This is a genomic window from Chitinophaga sp. SYP-B3965 (genome assembly GCF_009647655.1).
Lineage (GTDB): Bacteria > Bacteroidota > Bacteroidia > Chitinophagales > Chitinophagaceae > Chitinophaga.
Map to the genome: position 1 here is coordinate 472,436 of NZ_WJFD01000003.1, position 26,480 is coordinate 498,915.

At 43.0% G+C, this 26,480-nt stretch carries 18 protein-coding genes; 6 read left to right on the top strand and 12 right to left on the bottom strand.

The genetic code is table 11. The features are described from left to right. Positions 1-371 precede the first annotated feature (371 nt). The 3 genes from GFS24_RS19710 (at position 372) to GFS24_RS19720 (ending at position 2,405) form a co-directional block, all read left to right on the top strand. Positions 372-1,394 (top strand): helix-turn-helix domain-containing protein, encoded by a 1,023-nt coding sequence (locus tag GFS24_RS19710; RefSeq protein WP_173003129.1) that lies wholly within the window; start codon positions 372-374, stop codon positions 1,392-1,394. A gap of 185 nt (positions 1,395-1,579) precedes the next feature. Next, positions 1,580-2,029, top strand: coding sequence for a MauE/DoxX family redox-associated membrane protein (locus tag GFS24_RS19715; RefSeq protein ID WP_153662384.1), 450 nt, complete (start codon positions 1,580-1,582; stop codon positions 2,027-2,029). 106 nt (positions 2,030-2,135) lie between these two features. Then, complete coding sequence (locus tag GFS24_RS19720) at positions 2,136-2,405, top strand: hypothetical protein (protein WP_153662386.1); 270 nt, start codon at positions 2,136-2,138, stop codon at positions 2,403-2,405. A gap of 60 nt (positions 2,406-2,465) precedes the next feature. On the opposite strand, the gene GFS24_RS19725 is transcribed toward GFS24_RS19720, so the two are convergent. From GFS24_RS19725 to GFS24_RS19745, 5 genes are all read right to left on the bottom strand, one after another. Further along, entirely contained in the window at positions 2,466-3,857 is a 1,392-nt protein-coding gene (locus tag GFS24_RS19725; RefSeq protein ID WP_173003130.1) for a RagB/SusD family nutrient uptake outer membrane protein, read from the bottom strand. Positions 3,858-3,867: 10 nt separating this feature from the next. Beyond that, the gene (locus GFS24_RS19730) at positions 3,868-7,428 is read right to left on the bottom strand and encodes a SusC/RagA family TonB-linked outer membrane protein (protein WP_153662390.1); all 3,561 of its coding nucleotides are present in this window, start codon (positions 7,426-7,428) and stop codon (positions 3,868-3,870) included. Positions 7,429-7,676: 248 nt separating this feature from the next. After that, positions 7,677-8,210, bottom strand: a complete 534-nt coding sequence (locus GFS24_RS19735) for a sigma-70 family RNA polymerase sigma factor (RefSeq protein WP_153662392.1) — start codon at positions 8,208-8,210, stop codon at positions 7,677-7,679. Positions 8,211-8,470: 260 nt separating this feature from the next. Beyond that, a complete protein-coding gene (locus tag GFS24_RS19740) occupies positions 8,471-8,677 on the bottom strand; it encodes a hypothetical protein (RefSeq protein ID WP_153662394.1) in 207 nt (68 codons plus the stop codon). A 47-nt stretch (positions 8,678-8,724) separates the two neighbouring features. Then, complete coding sequence (locus GFS24_RS19745; protein WP_153662396.1) at positions 8,725-9,879, bottom strand: FecR family protein; 1,155 nt, start codon at positions 9,877-9,879, stop codon at positions 8,725-8,727. 235 nt (positions 9,880-10,114) lie between these two features. Here GFS24_RS19745 and GFS24_RS19750 point away from each other — a divergent pair, with 235 nt between their 5' ends. The 3 genes from GFS24_RS19750 to GFS24_RS19760 all read left to right on the top strand — a co-directional run bounded on the left by GFS24_RS19750 (position 10,115) and on the right by GFS24_RS19760 (position 13,499). Next, positions 10,115-10,483 carry a hypothetical protein gene (locus tag GFS24_RS19750; RefSeq protein ID WP_153662398.1) on the top strand — a complete coding sequence of 123 codons (369 nt, stop codon included), beginning with the start codon at positions 10,115-10,117 and terminating at the stop codon, positions 10,481-10,483. Positions 10,484-10,485: 2 nt separating this feature from the next. Next, entirely contained in the window at positions 10,486-11,088 is a 603-nt protein-coding gene (locus tag GFS24_RS19755) for an N-acetyltransferase (RefSeq protein WP_216647454.1), read from the top strand. A gap of 128 nt (positions 11,089-11,216) precedes the next feature. After that, positions 11,217-13,499: a GH92 family glycosyl hydrolase gene (locus tag GFS24_RS19760; RefSeq protein WP_153662400.1), complete on the top strand. Its 2,283-nt coding sequence runs from the start codon at positions 11,217-11,219 to the stop codon at positions 13,497-13,499. Positions 13,500-13,595: 96 nt separating this feature from the next. On the opposite strand, the gene GFS24_RS19765 is transcribed toward GFS24_RS19760, so the two are convergent. The 7 genes from GFS24_RS19765 to GFS24_RS19795 form a co-directional block, all read right to left on the bottom strand. Continuing rightward, positions 13,596-15,887, bottom strand: coding sequence for a GH92 family glycosyl hydrolase (locus GFS24_RS19765; protein WP_153662402.1), 2,292 nt, complete (start codon positions 15,885-15,887; stop codon positions 13,596-13,598). A 125-nt stretch (positions 15,888-16,012) separates the two neighbouring features. After that, the gene (locus tag GFS24_RS19770) at positions 16,013-17,659 is read right to left on the bottom strand and encodes a RagB/SusD family nutrient uptake outer membrane protein (RefSeq protein WP_253906537.1); all 1,647 of its coding nucleotides are present in this window, start codon (positions 17,657-17,659) and stop codon (positions 16,013-16,015) included. Positions 17,660-17,682: 23 nt separating this feature from the next. Next, positions 17,683-20,622 carry a SusC/RagA family TonB-linked outer membrane protein gene (locus GFS24_RS19775; RefSeq protein ID WP_153662406.1) on the bottom strand — a complete coding sequence of 980 codons (2,940 nt, stop codon included), beginning with the start codon at positions 20,620-20,622 and terminating at the stop codon, positions 17,683-17,685. 745 nt (positions 20,623-21,367) lie between these two features. Next, positions 21,368-22,408 (bottom strand): LacI family DNA-binding transcriptional regulator, encoded by a 1,041-nt coding sequence (locus tag GFS24_RS19780; protein ID WP_253906538.1) that lies wholly within the window; start codon positions 22,406-22,408, stop codon positions 21,368-21,370. 191 nt (positions 22,409-22,599) lie between these two features. Further along, complete coding sequence (locus GFS24_RS19785) at positions 22,600-22,845, bottom strand: hypothetical protein (protein WP_153662408.1); 246 nt, start codon at positions 22,843-22,845, stop codon at positions 22,600-22,602. Positions 22,846-22,905: 60 nt separating this feature from the next. After that, positions 22,906-25,164: a cation:proton antiporter gene (locus GFS24_RS19790; protein ID WP_153662410.1), complete on the bottom strand. Its 2,259-nt coding sequence runs from the start codon at positions 25,162-25,164 to the stop codon at positions 22,906-22,908. A 125-nt stretch (positions 25,165-25,289) separates the two neighbouring features. Next, positions 25,290-26,480 carry a glycoside hydrolase family 88 protein gene (locus GFS24_RS19795; protein WP_153662412.1) on the bottom strand — a complete coding sequence of 397 codons (1,191 nt, stop codon included), beginning with the start codon at positions 26,478-26,480 and terminating at the stop codon, positions 25,290-25,292.

Here is a 26,480-nt window from a genome sequence, read left to right on the forward strand (position 1 = left end):
TCCTCTCCCATGACACAAAAAGGGGGAATTTTTAATAGCATCAAAACGTTTTAAACCCAGAGGAGTAACAAACACGCTTATCTGGATGACAATGGCGTGACACACATCAGAAACGCTACTGATGTCATATTTTCCAAAATACATGTCTGATTAACAAAGAAATTACAACTACGGAAACGCATCTACGACTTATTAAAAAATCATATAACCATGAATTGAAAAATCATAGTGCTGCGAACTTAACCTTACGGGATTTTGTTTTTATATTAGTCTTTTCCAATGTGTTTCGAGAATATTATTTATCCCAACTAGCTTAATATCTGCCAACTAGCTTAATACCTATTATTAACCTTCAATTTTTCGTAATGTCAATGAAAAGCACAAGTAGTGTTTTCCAGGGGGGATGCTTTACCAGGGCCGGTAGAGTACCTGGAGAAACAGGACCACTTATTCTAAAGGGATCAGACACAAACATTAATCAGGGCCGGTTCGGCAACGTTGAGCCACAGTATTTCTCAGACCACAATTACACGGTTTGGGTATACAATCTGGAACTGGCCAAAAAAGAAGAATTAACAGTTAAGCTGCCCAAAGTATCTGCAGCAATGCTTTACAATCTAAACGGTAAAGCCACCTTAAGCACTTGCAAGTCCCATCAGTTGGAATTGGAGGAAAAAAGCTACAGTCCCCTCTCTCTCAAGCCAGGGCATCACACCTTAAAGATGAACCCCGGTTCCTGTAAGATCCTCTTCCTGCTTTTTCATCCACCCTACATTTCTCCGGTTACAGGATCCGGGCCGGTTGCGGAAGAATGCCCGCTCCAGTCAAAAGCCGAAGCCAATCTGATTAACCAAACCTGTCAGCAGTTAATTGAGGATGTGCAGCGCAATGATTACAGCGGAGAGCTGTGGCGTTTAAAACGACAAGTATTGATCCTTGATCTCTTCTTTAAATCACTTGATGAGATCGGTATTCCTTTGCAGAAAGAACAACCATTCGAACAACATCCGGATTACGAGAGAATGGTAAAAGTACAGGTTTACATTAAGGAGAATATAGATAAGAAACTTTCTGTTCAGATGCTGGCTGAGAAGTTTGCTATTCAACCCGCCCAGTTGCGCAGAACATATTTACAGGTGTTCAAACATCAGATGTGGGAATACATACGCGCAGAAAGGCTGCATCGGTCAGCTGTACTGCTGATAGAAACAGAAATGCCTGTGCATGAAATTGCATGGGAAGTAGGATATGAATCCGCTGCGGCTTTTACACGGGTGTTTACCTTTACCTTTGGGCAATCTCCCTCAGATTACCGGAAAAGCATGCAGAAAAAAGAGCCTAAGTATTCTTGCAAAGAACCTTACTCATTATGGCAACACACCTTCGCAAAATGATCACGAAGTTTACAAAAGATTTTACATTTGATATGAGAGTGCATTACAGGGACTGTAACTAAAAGTATCGCATCATTCTTCCATTCGTCCACCAAACTCCATCTTTAATTTTATTGTTCGAGAAAAGCAGCTGCTAATTTACATTAGGGAGATCTAGATTCCTGTAACCAGAAATATGAATTACTATGTCACGTCGTAAATGGATCATGGAGACCATCCTGCTACTGCTGTTTATTTTATTCGTCTACACAGCAGGAAGCAAGCTAATCAACTACAAAACCACGGTATTTCAAATGAACGCACAGCCGTTCGATAACAAGTATACGCCTTTCCTGGTATTGGGTATACCTATCGCGGAGTTCATCGTGGCCGGAATGCTCATATTTAAAAGGACCCTGCTAAAGGGACTATGGGCTTCACTGTTTCTTCTTACCTTATTCACAGGTTACATCATCCTTATCAAACTCAATTATTATGGAACAATTCCTTGTTCCTGCGGAGGAGTACTGAAGGATCTAACCTGGACAAAACACCTCTTCTTCAATTTATTCTTCATGGCTATTAGCATTGTCGGGATCCTTCTTGAGAAAAGGAATTTACAAGCCCGGCAGTATAATATGCTGAGTTGGTCTTAAGTCAAATTTTACACTAAACTCTATACTTAATGAACAGGTGAATGGCCATACCTGGGTCAAATGGCCAATACATACATTAGACCACTTCTATTAAAAATCAACTATTATGAGAAAGATCAAACTCGCATCATTAGCGGTAGTTATGTTTATTAGCGCCGTTGGAGCCTATGGTAATTACAAAGCAGCTGTGGACGTTTATTACATTGTGCCAAACACAGCTCCCACCTCAACTGTATATCAGGTAGGTTCTACACCTCCCTCTGATGGTTGCCTCGGTAATGCTGAATATGTTTGTACTGTCATCGCTTCATTTGGCTATTCTTCTGGTCAGTTTATACCGGCCCCTGAAGCTACCATTTTCACCTTGTACAATTAAGAAAAATCAAAGGATTACTTCAGATTTAAAGCCTGAAGTAATCCTTTTTAAATACACTTGCTATCTTTCATTCTGTTGTATCCCTGCCAGATCTATTTCATTCTGAGGAAAGGGATATACATATCGCTTATCATTAGGAAACAATTCATATAAAGTACCGTTATATGATCTATTGAGCACCTTCGCAAAACGAGACTCTTTGTTCAAACGCTTTAAGTCCTGCCACCGGATCTGTCCGGTAAAAGGCAACTCTTTTCTACGTTCTTCCAATATTTTAATTAATGCAGTATCTGGATTATTGGTCAGGAATTCAGAATAAGTTCCTTTTTTATATCGATTGATTAATAATTTATTTAGATCTTCCGTTGCTGACGTAACGTTATTCAATCTCGCATTGCTCTCTGCTCTAATCAGATATACTTCATTGATTCCAATGCCAGTAAAGACCATATCAATCCCTGTATAAGAACCTCTGAATTTGGCTTTACCGGTATTGTCGATGGCAAACAAATATGTCTTCCTAAGATCATTTTCATTGTAAGATTGATACAATACGCTATCTATATAAGACCTATTTGACGAAACACTAGGTGAGATTACCGCATATGGAAATCCAACTGCATAAAATAAAATCTCTGGGTTTTCTAACTTAAAGTCCGGAAATCTGTAAGGCTTCAGGATAGAAATTGTTTCACTATTAAAATCCAATAGCTTATTAGTATAAGTTAAGGCGGAATCCGCATATTCCTTAGCATCTGCATAGTTTCCCATTTGGAGATAAGTTCTGGCCAATAATGCAAATGCTGCTGATTTGCATGGTCGGGTTTTATATACAGCTACTGCTGGCAATAACGAAGCCGAAACTTTCAAATCATGGGTAATTAGGTTATATGTTTTCTCAACAGAGGACCTGGGTTCCAGATGATGAACGTCCGATATTGTTCTAATGCAAATACCCAGATCATTAGTAGCAGTATTTACATCATATTGCTTACAGAAAATGGTCGACAACTCGTAGAACATCATTGCTCTGAAAAATAATGCCTGCCCTTTAACATTATTATAATCACTAATTTTTTCAGCAGATTTATCAAGGGCCTCCACTCCTTCAAGTATAATATTTGCACTGGCAACAATATTATAGGCCGAATTATACTCCGATGAAGGTTGTCCTTCGAAGATTTCTTTATTCCATAAATAGCCATTTCTGTTTATTGCATTTAAGCTCGATACAATACCATCCGGAAAATAATAATCATCAGTGCCCAACAAACCAATAGTTGGGTAGGTTGCGTTCATTATTGTGGTATTATCAATAATTGCCTGAAAATCCTTTAATGTTTTTGGTACATTATCTGATATTTGTCTTTTCTCATCCAACCATTCATTCTGCTTTTTACAACCATAAAAAGCAAGTGCACAAATAAAAGCTATTCTTAAAGTATTTTTCATTCCTACCATTTTAAAAATTAGCTTGAACACCTATTGAAATAGCAAATGGGTTGGGCAAATTATGGCCAAGAGGAACATGATAGACATCAGGATCTATCTTAAACTTATTCGCCCGCCAGATTATCCCCAAATTGCTTAAATAAGAATAAACCTGAATTCTTTTGAATGAGATCCTGGGAGAAACCGACTCTCCAAAGGTATACCCTATTCTTATATCCTGTAGCCTGACATGATCTCCTCTTTCTACCAATAGTTCAGAGTATTGATAGAAATCATTACGTTGAGTATTACTTGGATAACTTAACGATGGTATATTGGTCTTAAGTTCATCTCCAGGCTGTTGCCAACGATTGGAAAAATCACGATTCATGTAAGAGGACAGAATATTCTGATAGTTAAGGTTAATACTTGGCCTTCTAAAATAGTAGCCTAGTTTATAAATGATATTAAATGATAAGGAGAAATTCTTATATGACAAATCATTCCTGAGAGACCCAAAAAAAGTAGGGGTAGCTGAACCGTGGTATACCAGGCTATCAGGATTAAAATTCCTTATAATACCATTATAATCTTTACTGATTTCCCCATTCAGAATGCCCTGTGGATCACCATTCTTAGGATCCAACCCAGACCATTTATAACTTAACAACCCTCTAAGCGGCTTGCCTACAACATATAATAAAGCACCAGGTTCTTTCGTGATCACCGAGCCAAAAGTTGGTTTAAAGGAATATGCTGTAACCTGATCATGCAAAGCATTGAATAGTAGTGTAGCATTCCATTTCACACGCCCTGTCATTATACGACCGGTAATGGAAACATCCCATCCTTTTGTAAGGGTGCTTGCTGAGTTCTTATTCACAGTACCAAATCCTATTTGTGGGGCTAATGTTACCCTTTCTACCAGATCAACTCCGTTTTTCATAAAATATTCTATGGTACCAGAAAGCCTTGCCCTTTTGGTACTAAAATCAACACCGAAGTTTAATAGCTTGACCTTCTCCCATCTTAGCTGATCATTAGCTGGCGAAAGTGCAACAATAGATGTCGCCCCGGTTAAAGGATTAGTAAAATTGGTTCCCGTCAAATAAGCTGATCCATTATAGACATTACCATTGAAACCATATGAAGCTCTTAGTTTCAGGTACGGCAGCCAGGAAACATGATAGAACATCTCCCGGTTCATCTCCCATCCTGCACCAACAGACCAAAGCGGAGTGATCTTTTCATTTGCCTTTACTCCAAATAAATTCGCCCCATCTTTTCTTCCACTTAATGTAAAGTCATACCGCTTATTATAGTTGTATCCAATATTGGCATAATAAGAAACATATCTGTTTAAAGTTCCCAATACAGTTCCATTCATCGGCAATGCGGAATTCAAGGTAGTTGCGCCAACCGGATTGGTGGGGTACAAGACATTGAGGTTTAAATTTCCATCAGGCATGCCAAATTCATCAAAATGCCCAACCGTATTCCTTTCAGTTCCTGAAGCAGACACTTCCCTGAGCTCAGCCCCTGCAATACCTGTAATCGCATGCCGGTCAAAACTCTGATTATAATTCAAATTGGCCCTTAGATTATGTATCCTCCAGTCATAGTTCCCCTGAGCCAAGACCCCTCCTCTTGGAAAATTGTATTTTACCATTTGGGTCACAGCATCATACACAGAGAATCTATTGATCAGGTTTCTCGTAAAATACGTATCCTCACTCCTGTAATTCCTGGATTCAATTAATTGTTTTTCATGCTGATACAGCACTTCGGCATTAAGGAAAGAAGCAAACTTATATTTAACCGCTGCCCGGAGAACAATCCCCTGAATAGTTGTATAATTATTGGCTTCGTTCACCTCATCCAATGGCCTGTACCGCCAATCCAGGAAGCCAAGCCGCGAAACACTATCCGTATAATTGGTCCGGTAATCTTTCATAGTGGGCAAAGCATTCCCAAACTCATCAGCCAACTGAGCATAAGGATACAATACATCATAAGTAGATCCTCCGGTTTTAACAGCACCATACCGTAACTCATTATGCTGGTTCACTTTGCTGTAACTATAGTTCATAAATGCCGTCACTTCCAGATTCTTAGTTGGCATAAACATACTGGACGAAGTGACTGTAGTTCTGTACATACCATTCCTTACAAGATTATCCCTATTCCTGTCATGCCCTAACGACAAATAATAAGTGATGTCCCTGCCACCGCCTCTCAGATTGATTGCATACTGTTGGTTAACAGCACTTTGATACATATACTTCTTGAAATCTCTCCTCACATCATTTCCCTTTAACTGATTGATCTGTGCTTCCGCTTCTTCATGAGTCAGTTGTCCTGCTTTTTCTTTTGTGAGGATCTCTATCACAGGAGACAAAGCAGGTCTGCTTGTGGTATTATTAATATCTGGATTGAAATACCCCAGACCATACAATTGCCGTTCCAGGGAAATGTAGTCTGCTGCATTTAAATAGTTCGGATCATAATTTAGATCAGGCCTGCTGCCAATAGTGATATTTGTATTGAAGTCGATCTTCATCTTTTCATTCAACCGTCCTTTCTTAGTGGTAAGCACAATTACCCCGTTACCACTTCTTGCACCCCAGATACTGGCGGATGCTGCATCTTTCAATACAGTAATGGATTCAATATCATTGGGATTAATATTCCTCACATCTCCTTCATAAGGGAAATTATCCAATACGATCAGGGGATTTGTATTTACCTGGTTCGGAGATAAAGTACTGAGACCTCTGAGCGAAAGACCAAGGGAAGTAACAACTGGCATTTTTGAAATATTCCCGGGAGTGGCACTCGTAAAATTTAACATCCCACTAGTCACCCCATCCAACCTGTCCAGGATATTCGTCCCAACCCTTCTTTGCACCAGCTCACTATCCAATGGTACAAAAGAACCTGTTGAACGCTCCATAGGCAAACTCTGATAACCCGTAGACACAATCGTGATACCTTCCATTTGTGTAATACCCGGATCAAGGGTAAAGGAAAGCTCCGTCTCATTTTCCAGGAAGAATTGTTTGCTGAGGAAACCTACAGAACTGATCACCAGCCAGCTACGTTTGGGAACAGCATCAATATTAAAACGTCCATTCGCTCCGGTACTCGCTCCTTTATTAGTCCCCTTCACTACGATGGTAGCCCCTTGCAAAGGATTTCCATCTATATCCATGATAGATCCGGAAATGTTCAGCACATTTTTCACCTTCACTTCGGCCGGTGCGTCCTTTGCGTATAATACTATTTGTGAATTCACCACTACCCAACTAACGTTCATGCCTTCTGTTACTTTGTCCATCACATCCCGGACACTTGCTTTTCTAAAGTTCACACGCAACTTTAGTTCTTTGTTCAGGATGGAATTTTCAAAAGTAACGGAGAGGCCCATCTGTTTCTGGATAGCCTTGAAGATATTGTTAATGGAAGTATAACCGGAATAGGTAAACGTACGTTCTTCGGGAACGCTTTGGGCATGCAATGTCAGGGAAATGAACATGCATATGATAATCCATTTGGGGTGTCCACTGATGAAAGGCATAATCTTACCTGACATGTTTAAATCCTATTGATTTTTTCAAAACGTGCTGTTACCCAGCGGAGTAACAGATTCCTGGACGCTATAAAATGGCAATCAATTTCTATTTCTACAGACATTGGTTCATGGTATAACAACCTGTATATTAAAAATTGGACGACGATATAAAAGGCAAATCGGGACAACATTCTCTAATAAACAAAATCCTATACATGAGATAGGATTACTTTTATCTTAAGCTCAGTAAATTCTTCTATCCGTGAGGTTCATTTCAGATTCCCCAATAATTCCCGCAATGTTTTCAAGGCTATTTTCACATGACTTCTAACGGTTTCCATATTCAACCCCATTTCAAGCCCTACTTCCCGGTAAGTCTTCCGGTCCAGGTGCGACTTAATAAACGCCCACCTCCTTTGTTCCGGCAAAGTTTGCACCGCCTCGTTGATCCTTTTTCTTATTTCCCAGACTTCTCCATAGTTCTTATGCTCAAATTGCGGGGCTGTTTCGGAAAAACGATCCTTTTTGCGCTGGGTACTTTGCACAACACGCTGGCGGCTTAAAGAATTATTTCTAACGGCACAGTAAAGATAAGATCGGTAGGCAGCTGGTTTCACATGGGCCAGATGGTCCTTTTCCCATAGAATAATAAATGTTTCCTGCACAACATCCTCTGCTTCATAAACATCATGAAGTATCCCGTAAGCTTCCATGATCAATGATTCACGGAACTTAAAGAATAGCTTTTGCAGTATTTCCTGGGAACGGCCCGAATCCTTTGGAGTTGTGCGATCTTCCCTCATGGCTCACTGGATATAATTAAGCGTAAACAAATGGAAGAAAACCAAAACAAATGTTCCTCGTCTGAAGGAACCCTGTTTGGGTAAAAACAATTCGAAAATAAGGGATTGTTTTCATTGAAGTTACAGAAAATAGCAAAGTGGGGTGAGACAAAAGATGTTAATCTTCGGTTAATAGCCATGTGGAATAGGTACTACATAATCGTCCCCTGCAGGGATTGCAAATGGGAGAAAAAACAGTGTGGGGTATGGTATTAGGATTACTAACGAATGCGTTCTGAGTTTCTTACAATTTCGATATGGTATCCCATGAGCTGCAAAAGCTCACTGGCGTCATCTAACTTCTCCATCAATTCTTCACGAACGTTTGAGCCATGTTCTCCAGCTCTGCATGCAATTTCTTCCCAGTTGAGATTATCCTCAAGGAGAATGTATTGAATTCTGTTGGTAATGAGATCAAAGTTGTTCATGGCAATTCAGTATTAATAAGTTACGTGTTAATGGAGATCGTTTGGTGTTATTGTAAATGGAGTATGTTTCCTTCAAATTTGTAATTCACTTCCTTGGCTATCTTCAGCACTGCCAGGAACTCTTCCAAGGGCCTGGCCTTATCCAGCCGCACGTTAAATTTATATCCGGCAATGGCTGGGTTGTCATACACGATCTTTATGTCATACCAGCGGTCAATGACATCAGCTATCACATTCATGCCTGCACTCTCGAAAAAGCAGACCCCATTCATCCATGATAATGCCCTGGATTTTTCAAAACCCTGAACAGCAATAGGCTGGCCGGTTTTAAAAGTAGCCTCCTGGTCAGGCTTTAACAACACTTCCTCACGCCCGGTTATCGCTTTTATACTACCCTCAACAAGGGAGGCGGTTGTTTTACCAGATTGGTAGGTATTCACGTTGAAGGATGTACCCAAAACCCGGATATCTCCATCAGGTGTATGTACAATAAAAGGTTTCTCTGCATTTTTGGCTACCTCAAAATAGGCCTCTCCCCTCACCTCCACTTCCCGGGTATTCCCTGTAAAAGAGAATGGGAAACGTAAGCTGGAAGAAGAATTGAGCGTAACAACGGTACCGTCGGACAGGAGGATCTTGTAATCCTTTTTAGCCGGTACTTCCAGGGTATTCCATAAACTGCCACCCCCTGACCGCTGCTGATAACGCAGTGTTTTATTCTCACTCATCAATTGCACATCTCCTACCAAACGCGAACTATTTGATTCCGGCCCGGTTAAAGCTACCTCCTCACCAGAGTATAATTTTAGTCTTATATCATATGATTTTACCGCGTTTTCGGTTGCGGCTGAAAGGTTAATGGATTGTTGTTGGGTTCTTCCCCATAAAAACCAGGTGCTCACCCCGATCACTAATAAAACGGTCGCGGCGGCAGCCCAATTCCGGATAGCCATATGCCGTACCGGTTCATCCTCCCGCTCGATCATCCGCTCCATCAACTCATTCCACCGGGTACCCGTAGGTTTTTCCCTCAAAAGCTCCCGCATTTCCGGAGAAGCATACAATTCATCCAGTTCCTGGCACATTTGCCGGATCCCCGGGTCTTCCATGGCAGCATCTAACTCCAGCTCCTCCTGTTCGGTGAGCTTATCCATGAGCCGCTGCAGGTATAATTCCTTGATATGGTTGTGATCTGGTTGCATAATGATATTAATCGATGTCTATAATAAGATGAAATTTTAGTGGGGACAGGGTGTATTGATCTGAAAAATAATTCAATTTCTGCAGTTACCATGCAAAAACGGAATGGTTGCAATGTGTACTAAAAACACTTCCGCCAACCCCTAACAGCCACCGGCTTATATTTCAACGGTTTAACAATCTTTTTCAAAAGGATGGAATAGCATTTGGCCCATAGCCGGTATTAATTTCTCAACAATGATCAATCAATTTGAAGTACCCGCCCTCATTGAAGACACACTTCCGGAACTACGGAGACCACTACACCAGTTCCCCGCCATCTTCCATATTTACCAAACAGTAGATTGCCTGAATAGCTACCTTATCCGCCAGTTACGGAATAAGAACTATCCCCTCCTGGAAAAATGCCTCCGCCTTACCGGCCGGTTATATGACAGGGGAAATCCTACTGTCAGGAAAGCAGTAACACAGATCATTGTGCCGGAACTTTCCAAAGAACCGGTACCTGACAATATCAGCCGTATCAGGTTATACTCCCTGATCCCGGCCTCCCTCTATAATTTATACATGCAACATCACCTTAGTGTACAAACGAAAAACAAATAACAATGAACTCATCTGCTAATTCGGACGAAGTCGTCGTCCGGGAAGAAACCATCATACCCGGTAACATTACCTCCGAGGATATTATCATACGACCTGCCACTGCAGCAGATATACCCTACGCAGAAGAAATAGCGGCAGAAATGGAATCCTCTGCCAAAGCCCGTGGTACCGGTATCGCAAAACGCTCTCCTTCCAGCATAGCCGAAAAGATCAGGCAAGGGAAAGCAGTGATCGCACTCACCGCTAGTGGTATATGGGCCGGTTTCTCTTACCTGGATACATGGGAACAGGATAAATTCATATCCAACAGCGGACTCATCGTAGCCCCGGCCTTCAGGATCCGGGGTATTGCCGCTACCATTAAACAAAAGATCTTTCAGTTATCCCGCTCTTTATATCCAACCGCCAAAATATTCAGCATCACCACCGGCCTCGCTGTTATGAAACTCAACACAAGACTGGGTTTTGAACCAGTTACTTACGCAGAGATCACCCATGATCCCGCATTCTGGGAAGGCTGCAAAAGCTGCGTCAATTATCCTATCCTCTGCGCCAAAGGCAAACAAAACTGTTTGTGTACAGCTTTGTTGTTTGAACCATCGTAAATCACCATACCTGGGAAAGGCAAACAAAACTGTTTGTGTACAGCTTTGTTGTTTGAACCATCGTAAATCACTAGCTAACTACGCTAAAACGATTTATCTTTGGTAACATAAAAATCAATTCCTAGCGCATGAGACGATTTTCCCTCGCCCTCCTACTTTTGTGGCCTGCTTTGCTTTTTGCACAAAACCCGGTACAATATGTAAAACCTATCATCGGAACACAAAAGATGGGACATACATATCCCGGTGCTACTGTGCCTTTTGGAATGGTACAGCTGAGTCCGGAAACAGATACGCTTCCATATGAAATGAATGGAAAGTATAATCCTGATGTATACAAATACTGCGCAGGATACCAGTACACAGATAAAACAATCGTGGGTTTCAGTCATACCCATTTTAGCGGAACAGGTCACTCCGATCTGGGGGATTTCCTGATCATGCCTACCGTAGGGCCATTGCAATTAAATCCCGGCACCGCAGATAAACCTGAAAGCGGCTATCGCTCCCGTTTTTCTCATGAAAACGAAACAGTGGAAGCAGCTTATTACAAAGTGAAACTCGATGAGGACAATATCCTCGCAGAATTAACAGCCAGCAACCGCGTGGGTTTTCACCAATATACCTTTCCGCAATCTGACCAGGCACACATCATCCTGGATCTGATGGCAGGCATCTACAACTACGGTAACAAAAACGTCTGGACTTTCGTAAGGGTTGAAAATGATACCCTCATCACCGGGTATCGCCAAACCAGCGGGTGGGCCAGGACCCGCACTGTTTATTTTGCCATGACCTTCTCCAAACCATTTAAAAAGTACGGTCATCAGAATAATGTGAATGATGTATACAAAGGTTTCTACCGTAAGTTTGACCAAACCACCAATTTCCCCGAAATGGCCGGCCGCCAGATCAGGGCATGGTTTGATTTCAATACACAAGCCGGCGAGAAGATCAAGATCAAATTTGCACTGTCTCCCGTAAGTACAGAAGGTGCATTGCTAAACCTGCGCACAGAAATCCCGGGATGGGACTTTGATGCTGTAAAACGGAATGGACAGGAACAGTGGAACAAAGAATTATCCAAAGTAGCCATCAAAGCAACTTCCGAAGATGACCTGGTGAACTTCTACACCGCCATGTATCACACTTATCTCAGCCCAACCACTTATATGGATGTAGATGGCGGATATCGCGGATTGGATCAGTTAAACCACAAAGCGAATGGCTTTATCAATTATACCACTTTCAGCCTTTGGGATACCTACCGTGCATTACATCCTCTGTTCAATATCCTGCAACCACAACGGAATGCTGATATGGTCCGCTCCATGCTGGAACATTATAACCAAAGCGTACATAAAATGCTGCCTGTATGGAGCCACTATGCCAATGAAAACTGGTGTATGATCGGTTATCACAGTGTTTCCGTGATCGCAGATGCTATCATGAAAGGCAATATAAAAGGTTTTGATGCCAACAAAGCACTGGAAGCATGTGCCACTACTGCGCGCTATAAGAAATACGACGGGTTAGAATACTATATGCAACTGGGATATATACCGGAAGACAAGAACAGTTCCTCTGTTTCCAAAACACTGGAATATGCGTATGACGACTGGTGCATTGCACAGGTAGCCAAAAAATTAGGCAGAACTGATCTCTACGATGAATTCATTAAACGCTCCCTTAATTACCGCAATGTATATGACGCCAGCACCGGTTTTATGCGTCCTAAAATGAGCGATGGTCAATTCAGGAAAGAATTTGATGTACTCAGCACACATGGCCAGGGCTACATTGAAGGAAACGCCTGGAATTACAGCTTGTATGTTCCGCAATATCCTGCCGAAATGATTGCCTTGATGGGCGGTAAGAAACAATTCACCAGCCACCTGGATTCTCTTTTCACCATGCACCTGCCGGATGAATTCTTTGCAGAAACAGAAGACATTACCCGCGATGGTATCATCGGAAATTACGTACATGGCAATGAACCTGCTCACCATGCAGCCTACCTCTACAACTGGACGGACGCTCCATGGAAAACACAGGAACGTGTACGGATGATCCTGCAAAAGATGTATAAACCTGCTTCAGATGGATTAGGTGGAAATGATGATTGCGGACAAATGAGTGCCTGGTATATCTTCAGCTCCCTGGGCTTTTACCCTGTTTGTCCGGGTTCTACAGAATATGCATTGGGCAGCCCTGCCATTCAATCAGCCACACTGCAACTGGAAAACGGGAAAACATTCCAGATAGAAGCAGTGAACCAGAGTGCCGCAAACGTATACGTACGCAAAGTGGAATTGAACGGCCAGCCCTTCACTAAACGTTTCATCACACATGATGATATCATGAACGGTGGAAAGATCGTTTTCTACATGGATCGCAAGCCAAAGAAATAAGCAAAAAAAAACATCCCGAAGAATCGGGATGTAATATCTACAGTGAACAATGAAATAGCAATTGCTACTATTCCAGGATTTTATAATCAACCAATTTTATTTTTTAGAAGCAGAGTAAGAATAAGGGAATGCATCTTCTTTTGTACCCCTTATTCTTTCTGGTGCTGACCCCATCACCAAACGCATCACACCACCTTTCTGAATATCCTCATGTGCTATCCAGTTCTTCGTATGCGCTTTCCCATTCAATAAAATACGCTGGGTATAAATGTTAGTGGCACTGTTACCTGGTGCTTCGATCACAAACTTCTTCCCATTCTCCAGGGTCAGTGTCATTTTCGGGAACAAGGGCGCTCCTAAAACATACTGATCTGTACCCGGACAAACAGGATAAAAGCCCATGGCAGAAAATACATACCAGGCAGATGTTTGACCATTATCTTCATCTCCGCAATATCCATCAGGCCCGGCATGATATAATTTATTCATCACCTGGCGCACCCAATATTGTGCTTTCCAAGGCTGGCCTGCATAGTTGTACAAATAGATCATATGCTGAATGGGCTGGTTACCATGTGCATACTGCCCCATATTACCGATCTGCATTTCACGGATCTCATGGATCACACTGCCATAATAACTCTCATCATAAACAGGAGGCATAGTGAAAACAGAATCCAGCATTTTAGCAAACATCTCGCGGCCACCCATTAAACCGGCAAGCCCCTGCACATCATGAAATACGGACCATGTATAATGCCAGCTGTTACCTTCTGTAAATGCATCTCCCCATTTGAAAGGATTAAAAGGCGCCTGGAATTTTCCATCCTTGTTCTTTCCTCTCATCAGTTTCGTTTCAGGATCCAGCAGGTTACGATAGTTCTGGCTGCGTTTAGCAAACCTGTCGATCTCTGCCTGCGGGCGTTTCAGCGCAATAGCCAGTTTGTAGATAGTGAAGTCGTCGTAAGCATACTCCAATGTACGGGCAGCATTCTCATTGATATTCACATCATAAGGAATGTAACCCAGCTCGTTGTAAAACTTCACGCCTTTACGGCCAACAGAAGTAAGCGGACCTTCATTCTCTGTATTTTTCAGAATAGCTTCGTATAAAGTATTGATGTCAAAACCACGCACACCTTTTAAATAAGCATCTGCGATCAGGGAGGCGGAATTGGAACCGATCATGCAATCCCTGTGCCCTGGGCTTGCCCACTCCGGCAACCAGCCACTTTCCTTGTAAGTGTTGGCCAATCCTTCCATGATATGGCTGTTCAGCTCAGGATACATCATATTAAAGAAGGGGAAAACGGCACGGAAAGTATCCCAGAAACCGTTATCCGTAAACATATAACCTGGCAGCACTTTCCCGTTATACGGGCTGTAGTGCATCACTTTATTCTGTGCGTCAAATTCATAGAACTTGCGAGGGAACAAGAGCACACGGTACAGGCAGGAATAGAAAGTCCTCGTCTGATCCACGGAACCACCTTCCGGTTGAATACGGCTCAGTTCTTTATTCCAGCTGTCTTTTGCTTTCTGGCGGGTAACATCAAAGCCGTCTTTGCCCAGTTCTCTTTGCAGGTTTAGTTCGGCCTGTTCAAAGCTGATAAAAGAAGAAGCTACTTTGAGGTTTACTTTCTCCCCTTTGCCGGTTTTGAATCCAACAACAGCGCCAACGTGACCAGCCTGATACTCCAGCGTATCTTTCACCAGCTGATTACCTTTCCAGGTTTTAGCTACCGTGAAGGGTTTCTCAAAATAGATAACGAAATAGTTTTTGAAATTCTCCGGTACACCGCCACTGTTACGGGTGGTATAACCAATGATCTTGTTTTCAGCAGGGATCACCTTGATATAAGATCCTCTGTCAAAAGCATCTACCACTACAAAAGCGCTATCAGTACGGGGGAAAGTAAAACGGAATTGTGCAGCCCTTTCTGTAGGAGTGATCTCAGTGGTAACATCAGCATCCGCGAGATATACACTATAGTAGTAAGGTTTAGCAATCTCCGCCTTATGGGAATACCAGCTGGCGCGATCGTCCTGGGTGAATTTTAATTTCCCCGTAACCGGCATGATGGCAAACTGGCCATAATCGTTGATCCAGGGAGATGGCTGATGCGTTTGTTTGAATCCGCGGATCTTATCTGCAGTATACTGATAAGCCCAACCATTCCCCATGGTATTGGTCTGGGGCATCCAGAAGTTCATTCCCCAGGGTACCGCGATAGCGGGATAGGTGTTACCGTTGGATAAACTTCCTTTAGAATCCGTTCCCATTAAAGGGTTTATCCATTCTACCGGATCTGTTACTTTGGAAACCGTCTGTGCGTTCACTTGCATCCCCGCGCATAAGGCTATTATTAACCATCCTGATCTTTTCATAGTGTTTTACTGAGATTTATATGCAAAATCGATTTTGTAAAAGGAAAGGGGCCGGCCCAGGATTGGGCCAGCCGTTAGATGCTACTCTTTATTGTTTGTATGATAAGCACTATAGAATAAACATTTTAGTCGACATAACCCGGGTTCTGTTCCAGGCTGGGATTAGCTATAATCTGCCTGCGGGGAATAGGGAATATCTTCCATTTGTTATTGTTCGACGCAGTGTGATCCCACCAGGAATTGGTTGTAAATTTACCAAAACGGATCATATCACTTCTGCGTTTCCCTTCAAAGATAAACTCGCGGCCTCTTTCTGCCAAAAATTCATCCATAGTTAATGTCGCCACCGTGTAAGCTGCTGCTGGCCAGTCTTCTACTCTGAAAGCACGCTTCCGTACTTCGTTCACCAGGTCAACCGCAGTCTGGGTGGGCACATTATTGTTCTTACGTGTTAAAGCCTCCGCCTTATTATAATAGATCTCTGCCAGGCGATATAACACGAAATCATTATTCCAGTAATTCACATCCAATTGAGTACCAGGTAGATACTTAGCAAAACGGGCACCACTGTTCTCCTCTCCCCTCGTCATGCCACCTGGCCCGGTTTCTCCTTCAGAATTACGGCGGATCTCTTTCACAAAAATAAGCGGCTTGTTGTTATATTCTTCCGTACCCGTCAAAACTGTATCTCCGGGATCCGTTGCACTCCTCATAGCCGGGTGTTTATATTGCAAACCAATGAGCATCCAGTTACTTTTCCGCAGGTCATTATCCGCAAAGGCATCAAATGCTGTTGGAATTACCACGATACCATTATTGCCTCCAAAAGTGGCATTATAGGCAAAACGTTGATTATAATGCCATAAGTCACCCGCCCATCCAAACCTGGCGTTACCAACCGTATAATCATAAGCAATCTGGAAAAGGTTCTCCGGAGAAGTATGATTTGCGTTACCAAAAGGCTTCATGATATCTGTTTCCAGTTTGGGAACAGTTCCAAAGAGGGAACCGCCTTCACCGTTGATGATCTTGTCGCAATAAGTAATGCATTCATCCCATTTCGGCGTGCCCGCCCACTCCTGAGCATTTAGGTATAGTTCTGCCAGCATTGCATATCCACCTGCTTTGGATATCCGTCCTACCATAGCCGGCGCAAGTGGTTGCAGCAGCTCAACATTATCTTTCAGCTCTTTCTCAATAAAGGCCCAAACTTCTGCCCGGGGCTTATTGGGAGGATTCAAAGGTTCTCCAACGGTTGTAATAATAGGAATATTTCCGTAAAGATCTATGAGTTTTAAATAATGCCAGGCACGCAACACCTTTGTTTCCGCAATAATAGAGGCTTTATCGGCTTCGGTCATTCCAATTTTAGTGAAATCAACCTTTTCAAGGTCCGTGATAGTATTGTTACAAAAGCCCATGCCCCAGAATATGAGCCTCCAGGGGTTCCAGGCATTTGGATCATCCACCGTCCAGGTATGCTGGTGCAAACGGATCCAGTCTCCCCCGTCATAACCATGCCTTCCTTTTTGTGGCCAGGCCAGCTGATCTCCGGCCAGTTCATTTACACGCCAGTAACCAACCTGCCCTGTGGGAGCAGCCCATGCGTTAGCATGTGTAAAAGGACGCAGCACCGCGGACATTACTTCCTGCCGGTTGTTGTAAAATTTTTCAGCATTCACCTGGCTGTATACATTTTCATCCAGGTTGATACATGCATTCATACCTGTTAGCATAGCCACCAGGCCCAATAATATATGTTTCTTTTGCATTGTTTTCATTTTTAGAATCCCTGTTAAAATCCAACTTGAAGGCCTACGGCAAATGATTTCGTTCTTGGATAAAAACCTCTTTCGTCAATACCCGTAGTTAACCCGTTATCCTGTAATTCAGGATCCAGTCCGGAGTATTTGGTAAAAGTGGCAATGTTCCTGCCGGTAGCATATAAACGCAGGTTGCGTATATACTTCGTGGATAATTTGAAATTATACCCCAGCGTTATGTTATCCAGTTTTACGAAATTGCCATTCTCCAGATAGTAATCTGAATACTGTGGTGCATCGTTCAGCAGCGCATGTGTAGTGAGCCCTCTTTTCAGCATATTGTTAGGTAACCATTGCTTGTTGGCAAAGTAGAGGTCCTGGAGGTTCAGGATCTTGAAACCGAACTTGCCGCGGAAGAATACAGTAAGATCAAAGTTCTTGTACCGTACCGTGTTACTCCAGGAAGCCATGTATTTAGGAATACTGTTGCCAAGTACCACTTTATCCTCTTCGGCCATGGCACCTGCTTCTGCTTTTGAACCATCCTTTTTATAGAACAGCCATTTACCCTGATCTGTAAATCCGGCAAAACGTTTTCCATAAAAATTACCGATCGTTCCACCCTCAACAACACGGATCGCATTTCCCAAAGCACCGGGAGAAGGAAGACCGCCAAACTCCAGCAGGTTAATGCTGAACTTTTCATTGGACAGGGATTTCAGCTTGTTATTCTGGTTATTGAAGGTGATATCCGTACGCCAGGTAACCTCTTTCGTTTGAACAGGTATGGCATTGATATAGATCTCAAAACCTTTGTTGGTGATGGTTCCTACATTCGTAAAAAGACTTTCCGTTACATAAGGCGGTAATTGCGCTACCGCATTAATAGCCAGGTCTTTTGTTTCTCTTGTATAGTAATCGATAGAACCACCCAGGCGGCGATTGAATAAGGAGAAGTCTACACCAATGTTATACTCCTTCTTTTTCTCCCAGCGCAGATCCGGGTTTGGATTCTTGGAAGGACCATACGTCTGATACCAAACACCGTTCTGCAGGTAGCTGCCACCAGTGCTCAACATTACCTGGGATAAGTAGTTAGCCCAGCCGTCATTACCCGTAACACCATATCCTGCACGAAGTTTCAATTCATTCACTGCTGGAATGGCTTTCATAAAATCTTCCTCACTCAACATCCATCCTACAGAAACGGAAGGGAAATTACCCCACTTGTTATTGTTACCAAACTTAGAAGATCCCTCATGGCGCAAACTTACCTGCGCCATATATTTTTTGCGGAATGCATAGTTCACCCTTCCAAAAAAAGCGATCAGCGTATTATCTTCTTTACTACTACCCATACCGGCTTTACCTTGTGTGAGGTACACGCCGTTTCCAAGGTTCCAATCCTGGAAAGCATCTGTCAGGAAACCGGAGTTATTGGCAGAAAACCATTCCTGTGTAGCATACTGATAACTATAACCACCTACAACCTGCACATCATGATCGCCCCCGATATTTTTAGAGTAATCAACGGTAGATTCAAAAATGCGGTTTACCTGGTTATCATTCCTTTTATATGCATAACCGCCACCCTGGTAATCATTCTGGGAAGAACGGGAAGCCCTCACACGGTATTGACGATCATTCCAGTTGTTACGCATGATAGCACCAAAAGCTGAAACATGTAATCCATCTATCACTTCCAGTGTCACCTTAGCATCACCGGAAAGTGTTTGCTGGTCACGCTCAGATAATTCCTGTTCCAAACGCGCAATGGGGTTATAGTTGTTGAACGCAGTGGTTTCAATGTATTTTCCATCTGTTCCTATTATAGGTGCAGTGGGATTCCTTTGTACCGCCTGCTCAAAATCTCCGGCATTTCCTCCTAACAGATCCGCCTTATTAAAGTTAGTAGCAAGATTGATCTGCATAGTCAGTTTTCCCTGTAAACCTGTCTGGTTAAGGTTCAGACGGCCACCATATTGCTGACGGTTATTACGGATAGCAATACCCTGCGCATCACTATAATAGATAGCTGCACGATAATTAGATTTATCCGTACCCCCTGTAGCGGAAAAGTTATGATAGTGGCTGAGATTATCTTTATTGATCAGCATATCGTAAAGATTCACATCAGCGCCCAGATGATTTGTAGGAGTAGTAACAGCTTTGTATTCTTCAGCAGTAAGCGTTACCGGCTTCTTGTCGATCACTTCTCTTTGCAGATAAGTAGAGTAATTGAACTGAGGTTCACCTGATCTGCCTTTTTTGGTAGTTACTAAAATAACACCACCGTTACCACGGGTACCGTAAATAGCTGCAGCAGAACCATCCCGCAATACATCAATAGATGCGATATCGTCTTGCGTAAGCAGATCTAGGTTGCCGCCAGGGATACCATCAATTACGATCAATGGACCATTGTTACCACTCAGGCTGGTTACACCTCTCAATTGCAAAGAGGCGCCCTCATTAGGGTTATTACCTCTTACACGGGTGATACTCAAACCAGCTACCTTACCTTGAACAAGATCCATGGCACTGCGGGTACCACCCTGGTTAAAATCCTCTGCTTTAATAGAAGTTACCGCAGAAGTGATCTCTCTTCTTTTTAAAGTACCATACCCCACTACCACCACATCATTCAATGTTTTGGAAGAGAGTGACAGCCCAACGTTTATTTCATCACCGGAGCCGATCTTTATTTCTTTTGTTTCATAACCGATAAAAGAAAATTCAAGGGATGTTGTCTGGGCCGGGACAACAATGCTATAAGTACCGTTAACACCAGTGGATGTACCACTGTTGCTGTTTTTAATTTTAACGGTAACACCAGGAAGCGGGGCATTATCTTTTGCATCTATCACCTTCCCCTTGATGGTGCGGGACTGTGCAAAAGAAAGCGAGGCTATAAGCAGGAATAAGGAGCTTAGCCAACTCACGCGTTTTAAATACGTGGATTTTTTGTTCATTGCAAATGAAATTGAATTGGTTAATAATATGGGCGTAAAATCTTTAGTCTCGATTTATTAATGATCTGGCATGGCTTTCCCATTCGCCTCAAAAGGAGGGCGTCAGGAAAGGGCAAAAGATTTCACACATGACATATTTAGCATGTCATGCAAAATCGATTTAGTAAACGGTTTTAAAGGCGGAACCTGGGTTGGCAATACAGCATTGCCTGATTGCTACTTTTTCATCGTAAATAAAGGTTTTTGGTACTTGAATTTTCAATAAATGATGCCTGCCCATGTGGAATCGTCACGGCAGCTCACCTGGTTTTCTTTGTAATTTTTCTTTGTAATTCTAGTTTAACGTTAGCATTGATCCCCCTTCAGTTGTATAGTGTTAGCGGTCACTTCCAAACTGAAGAAATAAGTTTAGTTCACTATTTTAATCTATTGTCTTTTCAAAAACGTCACGAAAGCTGGGTTGCTATTATTCTTGTTCACTTTTTCTTTGTGGCTTCCTTTTTCCATAAGACCTTCTCTCCTTCGGGTGCTAAATGCAAAATCGATTTAGCTAACTGTTCTAAAAAAAGACCCGAAGGATCATTGTGTTGTTATTAACGCAATAACATACACACCATAAATGTATAATTAATTTGTCTGAATCAAAATAAATTTAACATTTTTTATTCAAATGGTTTGCTGTATTTCATGTATATGCCTTACCCTAAAGGGTTTCACGGGTTAAGAGGTGTTTTTTCACCCCTTATCAGGCTGATCCCCTTTGAATAAATTTACCGGGTACTTCTATCTGATTTTTACGGCTGGCAGGTTTACTTTTATCTAACTGGTTCATCAGCAAATTCATAGCTGTTTTTGCAATCTCTTCAATGGGCTGTTGCACCACGGTTATACCGGGTGGATATAAACGGAATATATCATGGTCGTCAAAACAGATCATGGCGATATCGCTTGGTATCTTGAGGCCCAGTGCCGCTATACTTTCCAGTCCAAGTATTCCCAGGTAGTTCGTGGAAAAGAATATCGCATCCATTCCTTTATTATCTTTTATAAATGCCTGTATGGTGCTGATAGCTTCTTCTCTTGGACTGTTATAAGAAAGTTTCAGGATCAGTTTGTTCCGCACTGCCATCTCATTATCCCGCAGTGTGTCCTTATATCCCTGTAAACGTTGCTGGATCTGTACCAGTTCCATATCCACAGTTACAAACCCTATCTTTTTATATCCTTTTCCCACCAGGTGTTTTATCCCTTGTTTCACTCCACCAAAATTATCGATCAGTACATATGGTACTGCCACCTCAGGGAAATAACTGTCCATCAATACCACAGGGCGTTTATGTGCCAGTAGTTGCTGAATATCCTTCTCCATGCCTGGCGCAGGCGTGATCAGGTAACCATCTACCTGCTGGCGGCCTAACATCCGGATCAGGTCCCCTCCTTTCTGCGGATTATTCTCTGTACTGCAATACACAATATTGTAGCCGAATTTATCTGCCTCAGACTCAATCACCCTTGCTAATGCAGCAAAAAAACTGCCTGAGATACTTTCTACCATCAGACCAAGGGTCTTGGACTGGCCTGTTCTCAGATTCACAGCTACGGAGTGTGGCGTATAACCGGTTTTCTTCACTACTGCCAATACTTTCTCTGCCAGCTCATCGCTGATCCGCATCTGGCGGGCTTTTCCGTTTAATACAAAGGAGACTGTGGATGGCGCTACACCGGCCATCCTGGCTACATCTTTAAGAGAGAGACGCTTCATTTCCTGGCCTTTCGTTTCTTTCATGGTGGTTATGCGCTATTTTAACTGGCCGGGATTTGCGGCTCGAGGTTGAACGATTAGATAATGGCCTGAATGACCTTCTACGGGTGGAATTTACGGTTAATAATCGGAATATGAAGGGAGATTTCATCCGGCGGGTATGTTCAATAGTATTACACCGGCTTTACCGGAAGCCATTTCACAGTTGGCATACATCAAATCCCCAGGGAATTATCTACCCTGCGATAGCTCATGCGCCACAATACATTGGCCAGCTTTCTCGCGGTATTCTTTACAAATGTTTCACTCTTCTCCGGGAAGTAAATATGGAGGGATTCATGGAGGCTCACCTCAAGATGTTTGCGCCCCTGAAGACGGCTGTCTATTACAATGGTATTTACCCCGTAATCAGACATACCAAAGGCCTTTTCTCTCCCCAGTTTGCGATAGATCACTTTCATACCTTTTGTGTTTACCTAAAGGTACGAAGATAACCTGCTGTTATGTGGTCTTTAATAACATTATGCGATCTGTGGTGGCACTTCTCCTTTTACACGGAAGAGAGCAGCCGTACGTTTAGGATTTCCTACTACCCACACGACATCTCCTTCTTCCAGCACGGTATCAGATATAGGATTCAAAATACGTTCTTCCCCGCGTTCAATACCCACCACCATACTTCTGGCCAATTCCCGGATACCGGATTGGCGGATACTCTTGCCAAACACAGCAGAACCGGCACGCACATCAAACCTGCGCAGTTCTACTTCTGTTCTGGTATGTTTGATCTCCGGAAGATGCTGGTCTATATAATTGCGGAATAAAGTGATCTGTTCATCTGTACCTATTACCTGCAAACGATCTCCCGGATAAAGGCGTTCTGTTTTCGGCGGGATCGGGATCAGGCGTTCTCCCCTTTCGATCATGGCTATATTTACGCCATATTTCTCTCTCAATATCAACTCCTCAAGGGTTTTACCCACACCATCCCATTCCGGCCGAACCTGGAAAGAGGCCAGATGCGCATCCCATGGAGCCAGTACTGCTGGTTCCGGTTTGGCTGCTTTTGCTGCTGCCTCCGCTGCTTCACGGGCATTGAAGTTCTTAAAGAAACGATCCTCCAGCCTGTTATAAAATACCTGGATCCTGCGGGAAAGCAATATCAATACCACCACCATCACGAAAGTAACAGAGAGCGCGATGGTAAAAGAGAAAAACCTGCCCAGCGTAAACCCGATCATAAACACAGCTAATCCAATGCGGGCTATTCGCAGTAACCATAAAGGGCCTTTGTATTTGTTCTGTTTACGCAGATTGGAGAAAGCCGTGGTTTGCACCTGCCTTACCGCCAGTGCCCACAGGAAGGGCATCATCACCAGGAAAGTTATTACGCCGGTAATGATCTTTCCCCATAAAGGGTCCATGAGCTCATTCATCCTTGGAAGCAGGTATAAAGTAGACAGCAGACCAATGGCCACAATGATCACGGTACAAATAATGGTGTTGGTGAGATATGCTTTCAATACGATCTGCCAGTCGCTTGCTTCAGAGATCGTTTGGGCGCCGCTGCTATACCTGCTCAGGCTTGCCTTCCATTTTGGCGGCAAACGTTTATCCAGCCAGTTATAGAAGGGTTCTGCCACTTTGATCATATAAGGAGTGGTGAAGGTGGTCACAGCAGAAACAGCCACGGCAATGGGATATAGAAAATCGCTGGTTACTTTCAGCGTAAGCCCCAGCGTAGCAATGATAAAAGAGAACTCCCCGATCTGCGCAAGGCTCATACCAGCCTGTACAGAGGATTTCAGCGGCTGCCCGGATAATACGGCACCAAGCGTGGTACTCAATGTTTTACCCACCAGTGTGATCACGGTGATTAAAACCACCGGCCCAATATACATCTGCAACATTTGCGGATCTATCAGCATACCAACTGATACAAAGAAGATAGCACCAAACAGGTCTTTCACTGATTTGATCAGGTGTTCAATCTTTTCCGCCTGCGTGGTCTCTGCAAGAATGGAGCCCATGATAAATGCGCCCAATGCAGCAGAAAATCCAACCTGCGTAGCCAGCACCACCATCAGTAAACATAAACCCAGAGAGGTGACCAGCAAAGTTTCCTCACTCATCAAAGATTTAGTTTTCTTTAATAGAGTAGGAATGAAGAATATGCCACCCACAAACCAGAGTATTAAAAAGAAAACCAGCTTCACCACAGAAATGAGCATTTCTGTTCCGGCAAACTGCTGGCTCACAGCCAATGTGGATAGTAATACCAATAATACGATGGCGATCAGATCTTCCACAACGAGGATACCAAATACAAGGCCTGCGAATTTTTGTCCTTTCACACCCAGCTCATCAAATGCACGGATAATGATCGTAGTGGATGAAATAGAGAGCACACCTCCCAGGAAGATGCTATCCATGGCATTCCATCCCAGTAACTGACCGGTACCATATCCTAAACCCAGCATCACCACTACTTCCACCAATGCGGTAATAGAAGCGGATCCACCTACTTTCATCAGTTTCTTGAAACTGAATTCCAATCCAAGACTGAATAATAAAAAGATCACGCCTATCTCAGACCACACTTTGATATTCTCTTCTTCTCTAACGGTAGGAAACAAATCAAAATACGGACCTACCAGGATGCCGGCTATCAAATAACCTAACACCAGTGGTTGTTTCAGCTTTTTAAAGATGAGTGTTGTAATAGCTGCTGCACCCAGGATAAGGGCGAGGTCCGTAATAAGATTTGGTAAATGAATCATACTCCCGTCATTTTCGTGTGTGGCTAAAATAGGAAAAAAAATCGGGAGGTAGGGTTAATAAAGCACAAGGAATGTGGCATTTCTGCCACATTCCTTGTTATAGTAAGACTATTCTTGTATTATGCTTAACGGGCTGTCCAGGCCTTGTAGCGTAACAACGCTTCCAGGAAGTAATAATCCGCATAGGATAAAGGCACATCCAGTTCAGATTTACCAGGCATGGAACCTGTGCTGTGCATGAGGATGAAGTTATTATTAGCTCCTTCTTTTGCACGATAGGCAGGACCTGCAAGACTGATCAATGCATCTGCACCGGCATTCCAGTAACGTTTGCTTTCTGCTTTATTTGTGTATTTACTTAACTCCAACAGCGCAGAACTCATGACTGCAGCGGCGGAAGCATCCCTGATAGCATTGGGGATCTCCGGTGCATCATAATCATAATAAGGCACCAGGTCTTTAGGCATACGTGGGTGATTCAGCATAAAATCCGCAATATGGCGGGCCTGATCCAGGTATTTCTTATCCTTTGTTTCCCGGTACATCATGGTATAACCATACAGCCCCCAGGCTTGCCCACGGCTCCATGCAGAAGCGTCAGAATGGCCCTGGTGGGTCTTTTTAGCTACTACATTACCAGTGATAGTATCATAATCCACTACGTGGTAGGAACTATAATCTGCCCTGTAATGATTCTTCATGGTAGTATTAGCGTGTGCTACTGCAATTTTGTAGAAAGTAGAATCACCACTGTTCTTTGTAGCCCAGCACAGCATTTCCAGGTTCATCATGTTATCGATGATCACAGGACATTTCCATCCTGCATGATCCCAGGAACGAATAGCGCCGATAGTAGGTTTGAAGCGGGTGATGAGAGAACGGGAACTGGTCATCAGGATATCTTTATACTCCGGTGTTCCTTCCAGTCTTAAACCATTCCCAAAGCTGCAATACATAAGGAAACCCAGGTCATGGGTGTTAGTCCTGTATTGATCCGGCAGCAGGTATTCCTGGCGTTTCAGGGCTTCCTGTTTGAATGCATTGTCTTTTGTGTATTCATACAGATACCATAAGGAGCCGGGATAGAAACCAGCTGTCCACCAGTTAAATTTCGCCGTCATCATGCTGCCGTCTTTATTCGCAGATCTGGGGAAAAGCGAATCCGGCAGGCTTTTCATCATATGCTTGTACTGGGTGGCAGAGAAACGAAGGCTCTCATCTACCAGTGACAATGTTTTCTTCGTGGAAAGTTTCGTTTGTGCCTGAACGTTGGTCAGCCAACAAGCGAGTAATAAAAAGACCAGCTTTGTTTTCAT

Coding starts and splice junctions, on each gene's coding strand:
- GFS24_RS19725 (WP_173003130.1), bottom strand. CDS start 3,857: ATGAAAAATACTTTAAGAATAGCTTTTATTTGTGCACTTGCTTTTTAT.
- GFS24_RS19720 (WP_153662386.1), top strand. CDS start 2,136: ATGAGAAAGATCAAACTCGCATCATTAGCGGTAGTTATGTTTATTAGC.
- GFS24_RS19730 (WP_153662390.1), bottom strand. CDS start 7,428: ATGTCAGGTAAGATTATGCCTTTCATCAGTGGACACCCCAAATGGATT.
- GFS24_RS19740 (WP_153662394.1), bottom strand. CDS start 8,677: ATGAACAACTTTGATCTCATTACCAACAGAATTCAATACATTCTCCTT.
- GFS24_RS19710 (WP_173003129.1), top strand. CDS start 372: ATGAAAAGCACAAGTAGTGTTTTCCAGGGGGGATGCTTTACCAGGGCC.
- GFS24_RS19755 (WP_216647454.1), top strand. CDS start 10,486: ATGAACTCATCTGCTAATTCGGACGAAGTCGTCGTCCGGGAAGAAACC.
- GFS24_RS19715 (WP_153662384.1), top strand. CDS start 1,580: ATGTCACGTCGTAAATGGATCATGGAGACCATCCTGCTACTGCTGTTT.
- GFS24_RS19735 (WP_153662392.1), bottom strand. CDS start 8,210: ATGAGGGAAGATCGCACAACTCCAAAGGATTCGGGCCGTTCCCAGGAA.
- GFS24_RS19765 (WP_153662402.1), bottom strand. CDS start 15,887: ATGAAAAGATCAGGATGGTTAATAATAGCCTTATGCGCGGGGATGCAA.
- GFS24_RS19785 (WP_153662408.1), bottom strand. CDS start 22,845: ATGAAAGTGATCTATCGCAAACTGGGGAGAGAAAAGGCCTTTGGTATG.
- GFS24_RS19750 (WP_153662398.1), top strand. CDS start 10,115: ATGATCAATCAATTTGAAGTACCCGCCCTCATTGAAGACACACTTCCG.
- GFS24_RS19760 (WP_153662400.1), top strand. CDS start 11,217: ATGAGACGATTTTCCCTCGCCCTCCTACTTTTGTGGCCTGCTTTGCTT.
- GFS24_RS19775 (WP_153662406.1), bottom strand. CDS start 20,622: ATGAACAAAAAATCCACGTATTTAAAACGCGTGAGTTGGCTAAGCTCC.
- GFS24_RS19780 (WP_253906538.1), bottom strand. CDS start 22,408: ATGAAAGAAACGAAAGGCCAGGAAATGAAGCGTCTCTCTCTTAAAGAT.
- GFS24_RS19795 (WP_153662412.1), bottom strand. CDS start 26,480: ATGAAAACAAAGCTGGTCTTTTTATTACTCGCTTGTTGGCTGACCAAC.
- GFS24_RS19745 (WP_153662396.1), bottom strand. CDS start 9,879: ATGCAACCAGATCACAACCATATCAAGGAATTATACCTGCAGCGGCTC.
- GFS24_RS19790 (WP_153662410.1), bottom strand. CDS start 25,164: ATGATTCATTTACCAAATCTTATTACGGACCTCGCCCTTATCCTGGGT.
- GFS24_RS19770 (WP_253906537.1), bottom strand. CDS start 17,659: ATGCAAAAGAAACATATATTATTGGGCCTGGTGGCTATGCTAACAGGT.